The following is a 14,119-nucleotide window of genomic DNA, read 5'->3' as shown; positions in this document are numbered from 1 at the left end:
GCCCGTAATTATAGTGTTAGGTTCGCGTCTGCCACGATTTTGGATCTCTGCGACCATGAAAAATTGCCGTCACTATTACTCGACTAGAAATAATCCGATAGTACACAGCATAGGGAAATCGTCGCACTACTGCTCGTCGAATATCACCGTAGACAATTACATAGGATTCTGGCATCTGAGAAATTTGATTCACCGTTTCGTCTACACAGTCTAAAAACTCGTCACCCAGACCGGGTTTCTGGCTCTCGTACCAACTGTGTGCATCATTGAGTTCTTCTCGAACCTCTGGGCGAAATACCAGGACATAATTCATTGCTGCCTCTTAATCGATGCTTTGATTTCCTCCCAAGTCAGCACATTATCTGGATTTGAATTATAGTCAGCAGTTCGACGATCAAGCTCTTGCTTCTGTACATCGGTTAAATTAGGGTAAACTTGCTCTGCTGCAATACTATCCCAAATTGCCTGCACAATAAGGATTCTATCTTCAAGACTCAGAGTTGCAATCTCGTTCAAAGTAGCTGTGATATCCATGTTGATTAATTTGGAGGAAAAGTAAGCGACTGATATATCTCAAATGATATATCTCAAATATAAAGGAGAAGATTTTATCCATCAAATTGAACGCTGCAATTGACAATCTGACAGTCTCGAAGCTTCACAACAAATCTGTGAGCTAGATCGTCTTTTGTAAAAGATTAAAGTGATGTCTACGAAGGGTTACGCCTAAGAACTTCGTAAGCGATCGCTTTATAGAAAACCTCAAAATAAAACGATCACTATCGCTGTTGTGTAAGAGTGTACGAGCGCCTTGCAGAAAACCTCAAATATAAAGTGAGCGCCTATTGTGGAAGGGTGCGCGATCGCTTTGTAGAAAACTTCAAAAACAGAGCGATCACTGTTGTCCAAGAATGAGCGATTACATTCCCAAAATCTCCCCAAGAACAATTACACTCCACACTCCCAAACAAGAACCCATTCTAGGCAGTTTAATAACAGATTTTTATGTTTTTGCGTAATTATACGGTTAACAAATATATTATTAGATTGTGCAAAATACAATAGTGACAATAAATAATTATAGATAATGACTTTTGAATAATATATTTTATGAGAGAAACAGGTGTAATTAAGTTTTTTGGCAAGAACCGAAAAAATCAGAAAATTAATTTTGGTTTTATCAAGCGTGAAAACAGTAAGGAAATTTATACCCAGAAAGATAACGTTTGTTATACAGTTGCTGAACTAGCTGAAAGATTAGGGGTAGAAGAAAGTATTATTGAATCTGAGAAATTAAAAGCTAATCTGTTTGAATGGAGTATTAGCAAAGATCCAAAAGCTATAGAGTGGGAATACATGTTAGCAACAAATAATTTTCACCCTGTTTCTTTACCAGAAGGAATGCGCGTTACTTTTGAAGTAGTAACTAATACAGACAAAGGTACAGAGGAAGCTAAAAGTTTACGTCTTTTATTAAATCAACAAACTAGCATAGTAGAAACTTCTCAGCCTGAGCAGAAGACTAATATTACTACAAATATTAGTGAAGATATCATCGATGATATTGACTTAAATTCCCTAGATGCTTATTCTCCCTTATCTAGAAATAGAAAAGTTAAACCTCCCATTGATTTTAGTGAATATTTTAAGCAGTTACAACTAATTAAGAGAGTAAGCACGGTTGATTTTATATACTGTTTATATTTAGAAAAATTAGATGCAATTTATTGGGGAATGACATCAAATTTAACCCAAAGAATGCAACAACATTATCGTGGTGAAGTCAAGTCAACCCGTGAAGAAGCAGTAAAAGGACAGATGTGGATTTTATATACTTTACCATTCAAAACTAGAGAAGATGCTGAAAAAGTAGAAGAACAAGCATGGAATAAATCAGGAGGAGGGTTATTGACAAATAATGATTGTTTGCGTGGTAGACAAACATTTCTAGAAGTCGAATGTGCAGGAACAGTAGCAAGAATGGATTTTGCTTATCGTCATCTCCTTAATTTAGGTTGGACTGGTACAAAAATAACGCTTAAAGATTTTTTAAGCAATACATTTAAATATTTACACTTCTGGGATGAAATAGGAAATAATATTAATTATGATGTGTTAGCTGAAATATTTGATCCGGTTCAAATAAATGAGCAAATTATAAATCGTTCAATTCGAAAGAAATCTGACAACTCTGAAATAACATCTCATCCCAGCACAGTCAATAAACTCAGAAAAAACGAAGTAAAGTATTTAGTTCAGTATTCTGTTGAATTAAATAATAAAAATCAAAAAGTTATATCTGGAGTTATTACAACACCTATAATAATTATGGATTGTAAAAATAATAATACATCTGATAAATCAATTTTATATCTAGAAGCATACGAAACTAAGGAAGAAGCACAAAGAGCTTTAAAAAATGTAGATTATCAAATTCCTAATATATATCTATATCTATTAGATCATGGTTGGAATGGAAGAACATTCAATACACAACTTATTTTATCTGCCTTTTATCAGATAAATAATATACAAAAGTATTACTGTCATTATCCTCACAATGAAAGGTTAAAAATTTGGAGAAAATATATTATAGGAAGACATCAAGATGAGCGATCTTATCATATTGCAAATATAGAAAGAAGATTGTCTACATCTGCTAATATTAATTGGCGTACTTTACTTTTTCCGCAAGAATGGATTGATATTTATGAAGACTATGAATGTGAGCAGCATAAGCAAAGCCTAACTACATCAGATTTAGGCAATAAAAGAAGATTAATCAGAAACCTAAATAAATCAAAATTTACTTTAGAAGCACCTTTATCACCAGATTCCAATACATCAGACAAATCTCTTGCAGAATCAGATATAACAGACTGGACAGACTTTGGTAGTATGAGTGTATAGTATTATTACTATTTTTTCGCTATTTAAGAATCAATTCATTTACATAAAAATTGTTTCTTGTAAATTTAAATGATTAAAAAAATAATTATAATTATTCACAATTTCTTCTAAACTAATGTCATAACTTGCTCATATTCTTCTTTATGGCTTTGCAAAGCATCCCAAAGATCAACTTTTTGCTGAAGATTAAGCCAAAGTCTTGGGCCATTTCCTAAAGCTTTCCCGAGACGTATTGCTATATCTACTGTAATTGACCTTTGACCATTAATAACTTCCTGAATTGTTTGATTAGATACTCCTAAAATTACTGCAAAAGTTGCGGTATTAATATCTAAATCATCTAAAATATCTGCAATTACTTCACCAGGATGTATTGGTCTTACTAATCTATTATCAGTAATATCTTGCCAATTATCCATAATTCACTTTATCTCATTGTTAAGGCAGGCATAAAGCCTGCCCATGTAATCCTAGTCTATCCCTTCAATTCGGTCTTCAACTTCTTGGTACAACTCGCGCAGACGATCTAAATTATCCTCGCTAGTCTCCCAATAACCGCGTCCATTCACTTCCAACAAAGTTGATACAATCTTGCGGAAAGAATGGGGATTAAGGTTCAGCAACCGTTTCTGCATTTCTTCATCTTTGATGAAGGTTTCGTTAGTATCCTCATAAATCCAGTTGTCCACAGCGCCGGCTGTCGCACTCCAACCTGTTGTATTCACCAACCGCTTGGAGAGTTCGCGCACACCTTCGTAACCGTGAGACAGCATCCCCTCGTACCATTTGGGATTTAACAATTTGGTACGCGCATCCAACCGCACGGTTTCTGATAATGTCCGCACTTGGGCGTTAGCTGTGGTTGTATCTGCAATATAAGATGCTGGTTTTTTACCATCACCCCGCAGACTTGCCACCAGCTTAGTAGGATCTGAATCAAAGTAGTGGGAAACGTCCGTTAAGCTAATCTCGGAAGAATCCAAATTTTGGAAAGTTGCATCAGCAGTTTTCAATGTACTTTCAAAAATCTGCCGCGATTCGTCCATGATTCCGGGGTTATCAGAATTGAAGGAGAAGGATTTCCGGTTGAGATACATTTCCTGCAACTCGGCTTCACTATCCCAAGTGCTGTTTTCTACCGCCAAGTTGATATTTGACGAATAGGAACCAGAAGCGTTGGAGAAAACGCGCGTCGCTGCTTGACGCAGATTAATTCCCATATCTTCGGCTTGTTGCAAAGCGTGTTTGCGAACAAAGTTCATTTCTAAGGGTTCATCCGCCTCAGCTGCCATCTTCACCCCTTGGTCTAGCAGGTTCATTTGGTTGATGAACAAGTCGCGGAATACACCAGAACAGTTGATTACTACATCAATTCTGGGTCGTCCCAACTCTTCTAAAGATATCAATTCCAACTTGTTCACCCTTCCCAAGGCATCGGGAACTGGACGCACACCCACCATCCACATAATTTGCGCTAGGGATTCGCCGTAAGTTTTGATGTTATCGGTTCCCCAAAGGACGCAGGCGATGGTTTCTGGCCATTTTCCATCGTTTTCAGCTTTGTTACGTGCCAAAAGCCTGTCTACAACGATTTTGGCTGATTGGACTGCTGCTGTTGTTGGGATGGATTGCGGATCGAGTGCATGGATATTCTTACCTGTGGGCAATACATCGGGGTTGCGGATGGGATCGCCACCAGGGCCAGGTAGAACGTACTCACCTTCTAAACCTTTGAGTAATGCTCCGAGTTCGTTGTCGGCACAAACTTGCTGGAGGCAGAATTCCAAATACTCAAATAGGGGTTTTAAGGCTGCGGTATCGACTTTGGGATAACCTGCTTTATGCAATGATTCCACCCAAGGTTCTTTTTTACCCATGTTGAAGAAATTCAACCGGGAAACTAGAGAAACTCGCCCTTCTGCGTCGGTTTGCTCTTGAACAAGGGCGGTTACTGCTGCACGAGTTGCTAAGGTGATGTCTTGCAGTAATTGGACATCTTGTAAAATGCCCCGGTCATTATTTTGATAAATATCGTCAATATTACGCCCTATGCTATTGGCGATAATTCCCGGTAAGCCTTGAAGTCCTTCTTCTTGACGATCTAGACTAGCAATGTTGACGAGAGTTGCGATCGCTTCTTCTGCACTTGGTGGTTTACCAATGACATGCAAACCACAAGGCAACAACCGAGACTCGATTTCCATCAACTTGCGGTAGACGTTGCCAACAATATTATCCCGCTCATCGGTACTCATGTCTCTGGCATCGGTTTCTGGCAGGTTAATATCCTTATCCAGATTCACGATCCGGCATTTATCCATGATGCTGTTGACAATGGAAACACCGCGTCCACTATCTTTTAAGGTTTGATAGGAAGCAATTAATTCGCTGAGTTCCTTCAAACCTTTATACAAACCAGCATTTTCTGCCGGTGGTGTCAAGTAAGAAATTGTTTCGGCATAACTCCGGCGTTTGGCAATTGTCGCCTCACTCGGATTATTGGCTGCGTAGTAGTACAAGTTGGGAATTGAGCCAATCAAGTTATCTGGATAACAATCACCAGACATCCCCATTTGTTTACCTGGCATGAATTCCAAGGAACCGTGTGTACCAAAGTGCAGTACAGCATCAGCTTTCCAAACTTGCTCTAGGTAAGTGTAGTAAGCAGCAAAACCGTGGTGAGGACTAGCTGAACGGGAGAATAACAGCCGCATCGGGTCGCCTTCGTAACCAAATGTAGGTTGTACACCGATGAAGACGTTACCGAATTGCTTACCATAAATTAGCAGGTTTTGCCCATCGCTGTTGAGATGTCCGGGAGGTGGGCCCCAGTTTTCCTCTAGGCGTTGAGAGTAGGGGGTTAGCGCCTCATACTCAGGAACCGACATTTTGTAAGCAACGTTCAGTTCTGGACTGTTGTACTGTGCTTGAGCATCGTGGATGACTTCTTGCATCAACGCTTCGGCTGATTCTGGCAATTCTGGTAAGTCGTAGCCGTTATTTTTGAGAGCTTTCATCACCTCGTAAATTGAGCCGAATACATCCAAGTAAGCGGCGGTTCCGACGTTGCCTTTATCTGGCGGGAAGCTGAAAACGGTGATAGCGACTTTCTTATCCAGCTTCGGCTTGCGGCGGAGGTTAGCCCATTTTAAAGCGCGTTCGGCTACTGCTTCAACCCGATCGCGCAGTGCGATCGCTTTCCCTGTAGTCCCATCTCTACCTGATAAAATTATCGGCTCAATTGCACCATCCAATTCAGGAATCGCAATTTGCAAAGCTACTTGAATTGGATGTAACCCTAAATCGCTATCCATCCACTCTTCTGTGGTTTGGAATACTAAGGGTAATGCCACCATGTAAGGACGGTTTAAGCGTTTGAGTGCCTCAATTGCCTTGGGATGGTCTTGTCTGGCTGGGCCACCCACTAAAGCAAAACCAGTCAGTGATATCACTGCATCTACCAACTGTGTGTTGGTATTTGGTTCATAAAAGTAAGCATCCACAGGCTTGGAGAAATCCAAACCACCAGCAAAAACTGGTAGTACCCGTGCGCCTAGTGCTTCCAACTCTTGCACCATTGCTACATAATGGGCATCATCCCCTGTAACTAGGTGAGTACGTTGCAATACTAACCCGACACAAGGAGCTAAGGGATCTTTGAGATCGTTAGAAATATCCTTACGAGCTGTGTACCAATTGAGGTACTCTCTAACATCTTCAAACATACTGGGAGCCAAAGGATGCCAAATCCCTAAATCGGGATAAACCACTGGCTGTTGATATGTTGAAGGTGCAAAATTTTGTTTCTCTAAACCTTTAAATACGTATTTATCAGCTAGCATCAGCAAGAAGTTTTCCAGGTTTTCTGGAGAACCACCTAGCCAATACTGAAAACTGAGCATGAAATTTCGGGCATCCTGTGCCTTGTCCATTGGTAAAAACTTCAGCACTTGCGGCAGGGTTCGCAAAAGCTTCAGCATTCCATCTTGGAATCCTGCACCGGATTTTTCTTTGCGTTTCCGCATGAATTGAGCGATCGCACTTTTTGACTGACCCAACTGTGCTAGAGAAAAGCTGCCCATTTTACTCAGGCGCATTACCTCTGGCATCGAGGGAAAGACAACGGAAACGTCTAGATGATCGCGGTGTGGTTCTACTGCTGCTACTACTTTCTGTGCTAAGTCTTCGATGAAAATGAGGGAAGCGATGAAGATATTCGCACTCTCAATTTCTCGTTTGAACTCCTCATAGTTCTCTGGGTCGCGGAGTTCCTCAATCAAGTACCCACTGATTTCAATCGCCAAGTTGGGATTGTTCGCGTTAATCGTGCGAACCGCTTGCGACAAAGCACTCTGGTACTGGGACTCAAGCACGACATAGACCACCTTGATTAAATTACGTCCGCGTAAGTTATCAGGCGCAATGTGTCTAATGGTGGACTTGACGTGTGTGAACATGCTTCTTCGGCTCCTTTGATGCGTGTTCTCTCTGTAAGTTCCTAGCGGCATCATCAGCCATAGGTAACTTTGTGATCTTTAGGCAATATGTGTTTTTTATCAGAAAACGCTTGCCCAGTGGGCATTTTATCTTGTATCTGACACAAATCGATATAAAAAACGAAATATTTCTTTGTAATTGTTGACTATGTTTAAAAGTATCCGCTCACTTATTTGTAAATTTTTTGTAATACTTATTTTTAATAGTTAAATAGCTATTTAGCGATTTTATTATACTTACAAAACGAAACTTGCCTATGCTGACTAAATATTTTTTAGCTAGCATAGACAGACTCCAATTATGTAGTTCTGATTTATACCAATTGTTAGGGGGGCAGAGTTTCTTTCGGGTTAAATTTCAAGATTTAGATTCTTTGGAAGATAAATTAGATAATTATAAAAGCAATTAGTATTTATCTTTTGCCTAAATAAGATTGAAAAATACTGGAGAGAAATATGAAAATTACCTATGACCCAGAAGTAGATATATTAAGAATTATATTGACTGATGTACCCATAGAAGAGAGTGACGAAGAAAAGCCAGGGGTAATTTTAGATTACGACGAAGACGGAAATATTATCGGGCTATAAATATTAGATGCTTCCAAAAGAATCGATAATCCACGTTCGCTAGAGTATTCGATTTCTACATAATTGAGATGTATTGTAGTAGATTACAGCTTCTCTTGCCTTTAAGCGATCGCGAACTTGCTGAATGTACGATTAACTAATGACTCAAGTAGATATTCTCATCCTTTCAAATGGCCCAGGTGAAGTAACAACCTGGGTGCGTCCAGTCGTAAAGGCGCTGCGGCAAGAATTAGGGGATGACCCTTCTCTAGTGAGGATTTCTGTGGTATTATCACCTTGTTCAAATGCTAGTGGAAAAGAAGCTGCGATCGCACTTTCTTACCCAGAAGTAGATAGAGTACAGCCAGCAGAGCATTTTTGGTCATTTTTGCTTTGGGGTAAAACATTTGATAATTGGGATTGGAGAAGTCACGGTGTAGTTATTTTCCTCGGTGGCGATCAAATTTTCCCCGTAGTCATAGGCAAAAAGCTGGGCTATCGCACAGTAGTTTACGCCGAATGGTCAGCCCGTTGGCATAACTGGATTGACCGCTTTGGCGTGATGAAACCCGAAGTTGTTGCTGATGTCCCCCAAAAATATGCTCACAAATTCACCGTTGTTGGTGATTTGATGCTAGAAGCACAAGAACAAGTCAGCACTGGCTACTCCCTACTCCCTACTCCCCACTCCCCAATTATTGGTTTACTCCCTGGGTCAAAAGCGGCAAAATTAGCCCAAGGAGTACCATTAAGTCTAGGCATTGCCGAATACGTTCATAAAAAAAGACCCCAAACCAAGTTTGTGATTCCTGTAGCCCCAACTTTAGATTTACAAACTTTAGCTAGTTTTGCCGATCCCCAAAAAAACCCCATTGCTGAAATCTTTGGCTTTGGCGGTGCTTCCTTAATTGTCCCAGACGACGCTAACAGCAAGGCATTGCTCAAAACAACAACAGGCTTAACTGTGGAACTGTGGCAAGAAAACCCTGCATATAACTTATTATCTCAGTGCTGCATCTGCTTAACTACGGTGGGGGCAAACACTGCCGAACTCGGTGCTTTAGGAGTACCAATGATTGTTTTGCTGCCAACACAGCAACTTGATGCCATGCGCGCTTGGGATGGTTTACCTGGGTTGTTGGCAAATCTGCCGGGAGTAGGTACGCCTTTTACAAAGGTGATTAATTGGTTATTTCTAAGATTTGTGAGACGCAAAGGTTTATTAGCATGGCCAAATATCTGGGCACAGGAAGAGATAGTGCCAGAACTTATGGGTAAACTTCAACCGCAAGAAATTGGAGAAATGGTTTTAGACTTATTAACCCATCCAGAAAAATTGGACGATATTCGCGCTAAACTCCGTAATATTCGTGGTGAAAGCGGTGCAGCGTACAAGATAGCACAGATTGTTGGTGAGGAAATTGGGAAGTAGAGGGGATGAGGAAGCAGGGGGGATGAGGGAGTAATAGGAGCAACATCCCCCTAATCTCCCTTAATCCGAAGATTCTCCATCCCTACGACCAAGTTCATAAATGCCAGCGCCCATACAAGCTAATATTCCTGTACTAATTCCCCAACTTTCACCTAAACTAATTTCTAGAATCCAGTTACATAAAGCACCGACTACTAAGAAAGGCACAATGCTAAATAATGAAGCGTAGAAAGAGTTTTGGGATTCTCTGGCTTTACGAGTTTTTTCAAATTCTGACTGGCTGGTATAAAGCGATCGCTCGGCAAAGTTAAACCAACGGTTGAGTTGCTCGATTACCCATTCATTAACTTGGGAAAAACCTAGATATAGCGCCAATGACCACAAACTCGCTCCGGCGATCGCGATCGTGTCTAACTCAAAGCGGAAAGGCAAAATTTCAGTCAGCATTGCTTATGGGAGTCCTGCAAAGGGTTGACTTTAGCTTTTAGTAGATGCTAAATAAACCTCTTGTGCAATTTTAAGCATAAAAATTGACAAGATTTCAACTACTTGACAAGTCTCTTGCTCTTTTAATCATCCGTTATCTCACAATCTTTCAACAACTCATCTAAACTGTCTGGAAATGTCCCTCGTTCAACCATCTTAGTAAACACCTGGTAACAATCATTTTTCGCCCCCTCTTTACGTGGAAACCCTAACCACAAAATTGCAATTACTTTCAACTGTTCCGTATCAAACGCCTTAAAAAACAGCCGATACCGTTCCGGCAAACCCATCTTTTTCATCCGTCCATAGCGTTTTAACGCCCCTGTCAACGCAAAATGACTTGCAAACGGATCAGAGGAAATCTTCGTTTCAATTGCAACAGTAATTGCTGCAAACAATTTTACCGTTGCATGGGTTTTATATTCAGCCTCTGGTAATTGCTCCCGTAAATGGGAAACGCGCTCAAACAATTCTTGATACTGAGTACCAAATAGTTGTGGGTGAAAGTAAACTTCCCATCCATTACTGACAAACTTAGCCATCTTCTAATGACTCATCGTCTAATTGCACACCTGCAATCAGTTCGCGGGCAGCCTCAGACATTTCAGTTGTATAAGGTTGCAGTGTGTTATTTTTAAGCGCTTCTTTCATAGCAAAATCGAGAAACAGCCGCATCATTACTGAGTCTTCTGCGTCTTCATCATCGCCAGATTGAGGTGAAATCCGCAAAATTGCAGTATCCGGCGACAATACCTCTATCCAACCATCTGCATTGGCAAACTGAGGATATTCTCGATAAAACTCAGCTGGTAGCCTAAACCCTGTACTGTTACCAATTTTGGTACTACGAATGCTGTAGGAGTTGCTCATCTTTAAGAGTATGTACATCATGTACTTACATGATAGCAATTTATGAAGTGTTATCGATTTGGGTACTATTTTGCTAAATTAACACGCAATGTATAGGTCTACATTGTTAAAGAAATGCAGTAAGATATCAATCCAGATTTTGCAGCCCCATCGCAATCTTACTGTGTTTCTCAATTTGCCCCATCACTTGTTTTGCTCGTTGAATAACTACGGCTGGTAAACCCGCCAATCTTCCCGCCTCAATTCCGTAAGACTTATCAGCGCCTCCCGGTTGAACTTGATGTAAAAAGATAATTTGGTCGGGTAATTCTTTCACTGTCACTTGATAGTTAGCTACATTCGGCAAAATGCTAGCCAGTTCATTCAATTCATGATAATGAGTAGCAAAAATCGTTCGCGCCCGAATATCCACTGCTATATATTCCGCCACCGCCCAAGCTATAGAAAGACCATCAAATGTTGCTGTTCCCCGACCAATTTCATCTAATAACACCAGCGACCTAGATGTGGCATGGTTGAGAATATTCGCCGTTTCATTCATCTCCACCATGAACGTAGATTGACCAGTTGCAAGATCATCTACTGCACCTACACGGGTGAAAATGCGATCGCATATTCCCAATCTAGCAAACCTCGCTGGTACAAAGCTACCAATCTGCGCCATTAACTGAATTAATCCCACCTGACGCAAATAACAACTTTTACCACTCGCATTTGGCCCGGTGAGGATAATCAAATCGGGATTGTCATTTGTAATTTGTTCTTGGTCATCTGCTAATGACACATGACTAATGACTAATGACTCTTCACCTAATTGAGTTGAATTTGGCACAAAGAACCCCGGAGGTAAAGACTGTTCAACCACCGGATGACGGCCATCAACAATATTTATCTCCCTTCCTGGCAACATTTCTGGACGACAGTAACCTTGATGCACCGCTAACTCAGCCAAACCACACAACACATCCGCCGCCGCTACTGCACGAGACAGATTACGAATTACTTCCGCCTCTTGTGCTACCTCTTCGCGCAACGCCGTAAAAATCTCATATTCCAACTGATTTAAATCATCCCGTGCTGTGAGAATCCGGGCTTCTCGTTCCTTTAAATCTGGGGTGATGTAACGTTCTTCATTAGTCAGAGTTTGCTTGCGGATGTAATTAGCGGGTACTTGGTCAGCTTTGCTGCGGGAAATACTGATATAATAACCAAAGGTTTTGTTAAATCCTACCTTCAAAGTTGGAATTCCCGTCTTAGCCCTTTCATCAACCTCCAAGTTGGCAATCCATTGCTGATCCGCTTCTACAGTCGCTTTCCTCTCATCCAGTAGGGGATTTACACTAGGGCGAATCAATCCGCCTTCTTTGATTAGTATGGGTGGTGACTCCACAAGATGGGCGTGCAACTTGTGTGCCAATTCTTCCAACACACTTGGGACTTTCTGCAAAGCTTTGAGGAATGGAGAACGCGCCTCAGTTACTAAGTGGGATAATTCCGGTAACCGTGAGAGGGAATCTGCCAAAGCTACTAAATCTCTCGCATTAGCTGTACCAGAACCCGCCCTGCCTGTCAGGCGTTCTAGATCATAAATTTGGCGTAACAACTGCCGTAAATCTTGACGAAGGGGCGTATTTTCCATCAATTCTTGGATGGTATCTTGCCGCGCCCGAATGCCTTTAATATCAAGTAGTGGTTGCAACAACCACCGCCGCAAAGCCCGCCCACCCATTGCTGTACTAGTTCTATCTAATGCCCAGAGTAGAGAACCGTGAAAAGTACCATCCCGGACGGTTTGGGTAATTTCCAAGTTACGGCGGGTTTGATTGTCAACAATCAGATAATCAGTGACAGTATAGGTGCGGAGTTTTTGAAGGGTAACGGGGTTTTCTTTTTGAGTATCTTCTAAGTATTCTAGAAGACCACCGGCTGCACGAACGGCGAGAGGAAGATGATCACAACCGAGTCCTTCGAGCGATCGCACCTTAAATTTCTGCAATAATCTAGGTCTAGCTTCACCTTGGGAAAATGGTACTTGCGATCGCAAACTATAGCAAAATGATGGTGGCAAACACTGGGGAAGATGTGGCGAAGTTTCTCCCGGACGCAGCAAACTACCTAAATCGGGCGCATTTGTCGGAACTAGCACCTCTGAAGGTTGCAAACGCATTAACTCTTGTGTCAGATGTTCTAAATCACTACCTTGAGTTGTGAGAAATTCACCTGTAGAGATGTCTGCATAGGCTAAACCCCAATGATTTGCGGCAATTACTACTGCTGCTAAGTAATTATTGCGACTTGATTTGAGCATTCCCTCTTCTAGCAAAGTGCCAGGAGTTAGGATGCGCGTTACTTCGCGTCGCACCAATCTACCAGCAGCTTCAGAAGCATCTTCCACTTGGTCGCAAATTACTACTGCATAGCCTTTTTCCACTAGCATCGTCGCATAGCGTTCCCAAGCGTGATGTGGAACACCAGACATGGCCACTCGTCCCTGTTCCCCAGCTTGTTTACTAGTGAGAACTAATTCCAATTCTTGCGCTAATTTTACAGCATCTTGGAAATAGCATTCAAAGAAATCTCCTACCCGATACAGCAATACCGCGTGAGGATATTTATCCTTCGTCTCGACATAATGCAAGTACATTTGACTTAGCTTACTGCGATCAACCTGTTGATGGTCAGAAATAAAAGTACTTGCATCGGGCTTGGTAGATGGAGTTTCAGAGTGAGAGGCGGTCATAGATGCTATCGAGTTACGCACGGAAATTCCACAATATCCGATGATAACGTGATGTTAGAGGTAAGGGGCGATCGCTCAAGGATATTTTACCTTTTTGTTCGACTGCTACGACGCGTAGGTGGCTGTGGCGGAGGTGGTTCTTGAGATTTTAGCTTGTCATCATCAGTTAAAAATTCTACATGGAAACCCTTTTGGTGATAGTGCCAACCCAAGATGACAATGCTAGCATCACCCATAGAAGTCTTTTCTACAGCTTGATTCGGGAATTTAGCTGCTAATTCTTTTAATCCTTCTTCTTCCCAGAGAACAATTTGCTCACGGAACTTAGCCCAAGGTGTGGTTTCATCAGCTGCATAAGTTATGATTTCAGCAAATTTATGAGCTGCTATACGTTTACTTTCTGAATTTGCTGTTTTAGCCTGTGCAATGTGATTACCTGTTTCTATAACAGCAGCTAAAGGAAGTACCAGCGTTGTTAATTTGTCGATTTCTGCCTGAATTTTTTGATTTACACGCTCAAAATTCCATTCATTATTACCAGCAGTTTCTCTACCTGGAACTTGTAACCAAACGCATAAAAGAGATGTATCGATGAGTAGCACCTTTCTCATATTA

General features: G+C 41.2%; 12 protein-coding genes. 3 read left to right on the top strand and 9 right to left on the bottom strand.

Translation table 11 applies throughout. The annotated features are described in order from the left end of the window. Positions 1-16: 16 nt before the first annotated feature. Together H6G96_RS00545 and H6G96_RS00540 are read right to left on the bottom strand one after the other, a co-directional pair. The gene (locus H6G96_RS00545) at positions 17-313 is read right to left on the bottom strand and encodes a type II toxin-antitoxin system RelE/ParE family toxin (RefSeq protein ID WP_190909436.1); all 297 of its coding nucleotides are present in this window, start codon (positions 311-313) and stop codon (positions 17-19) included. After that, positions 310-534, bottom strand: coding sequence for an addiction module protein (locus H6G96_RS00540; RefSeq protein WP_190909435.1), 225 nt, complete (start codon positions 532-534; stop codon positions 310-312). The genes H6G96_RS00545 and H6G96_RS00540 overlap by 4 nt, the downstream gene beginning before the upstream one ends. Before the next feature lie 576 nt (positions 535-1,110). Between H6G96_RS00540 and H6G96_RS00535 the strand changes: the two genes are divergently transcribed. Beyond that, positions 1,111-2,910 carry a GIY-YIG nuclease family protein gene (locus tag H6G96_RS00535; protein ID WP_190909434.1) on the top strand — a complete coding sequence of 600 codons (1,800 nt, stop codon included), beginning with the start codon at positions 1,111-1,113 and terminating at the stop codon, positions 2,908-2,910. 107 nt (positions 2,911-3,017) lie between these two features. Here H6G96_RS00535 and H6G96_RS00530 read toward each other — a convergent pair whose 3' ends face one another. Further along, the gene (locus tag H6G96_RS00530; protein ID WP_190909433.1) at positions 3,018-3,329 is read right to left on the bottom strand and encodes a HigA family addiction module antitoxin; all 312 of its coding nucleotides are present in this window, start codon (positions 3,327-3,329) and stop codon (positions 3,018-3,020) included. Between the two features lie 51 nt (positions 3,330-3,380). Next, complete coding sequence (locus H6G96_RS00525) at positions 3,381-7,367, bottom strand: magnesium chelatase subunit H (protein WP_190909432.1); 3,987 nt, start codon at positions 7,365-7,367, stop codon at positions 3,381-3,383. A gap of 495 nt (positions 7,368-7,862) precedes the next feature. Between H6G96_RS00525 and H6G96_RS00520 the strand changes: the two genes are divergently transcribed. Both H6G96_RS00520 and H6G96_RS00515 read left to right on the top strand, forming a co-directional pair. Further along, positions 7,863-7,997 carry a DUF2283 domain-containing protein gene (locus tag H6G96_RS00520; protein WP_190909431.1) on the top strand — a complete coding sequence of 45 codons (135 nt, stop codon included), beginning with the start codon at positions 7,863-7,865 and terminating at the stop codon, positions 7,995-7,997. Positions 7,998-8,136: 139 nt separating this feature from the next. Continuing rightward, on the top strand, positions 8,137-9,408 hold the full coding sequence (locus H6G96_RS00515) for a lipid-A-disaccharide synthase (protein WP_190909430.1): 1,272 nt from the start codon (positions 8,137-8,139) through the stop codon (positions 9,406-9,408). A 60-nt stretch (positions 9,409-9,468) separates the two neighbouring features. Here the strand turns inward: H6G96_RS00515 and H6G96_RS00510 are convergent, their stop codons facing one another. From H6G96_RS00510 to H6G96_RS00490, 5 genes are all read right to left on the bottom strand, one after another. After that, a complete protein-coding gene (locus tag H6G96_RS00510; protein ID WP_190909429.1) occupies positions 9,469-9,855 on the bottom strand; it encodes a hypothetical protein in 387 nt (128 codons plus the stop codon). 122 nt (positions 9,856-9,977) lie between these two features. Continuing rightward, positions 9,978-10,436 carry a type II toxin-antitoxin system YhaV family toxin gene (locus H6G96_RS00505; RefSeq protein ID WP_190909428.1) on the bottom strand — a complete coding sequence of 153 codons (459 nt, stop codon included), beginning with the start codon at positions 10,434-10,436 and terminating at the stop codon, positions 9,978-9,980. Continuing rightward, positions 10,429-10,764 (bottom strand): hypothetical protein, encoded by a 336-nt coding sequence (locus tag H6G96_RS00500; RefSeq protein WP_190909427.1) that lies wholly within the window; start codon positions 10,762-10,764, stop codon positions 10,429-10,431. Before H6G96_RS00500 ends, H6G96_RS00505 begins: the two co-directional genes overlap by 8 nt. Before the next feature lie 127 nt (positions 10,765-10,891). After that, entirely contained in the window at positions 10,892-13,504 is a 2,613-nt protein-coding gene (gene mutS / locus H6G96_RS00495; protein WP_190909935.1) for a DNA mismatch repair protein MutS, read from the bottom strand. An 86-nt stretch (positions 13,505-13,590) separates the two neighbouring features. Then, complete coding sequence (locus H6G96_RS00490) at positions 13,591-14,115, bottom strand: hypothetical protein (RefSeq protein WP_190909426.1); 525 nt, start codon at positions 14,113-14,115, stop codon at positions 13,591-13,593. Positions 14,116-14,119: the final 4 nt, after the last annotated feature.

It is taken from the genome of Nostoc sp. FACHB-892 (assembly GCF_014698795.1).
Classification (GTDB): domain Bacteria; phylum Cyanobacteriota; class Cyanobacteriia; order Cyanobacteriales; family Nostocaceae; genus Nostoc.
Note: the sequence above shows the minus strand (reverse complement) of the source record. Positions and strands in the feature narration are given on the sequence as shown.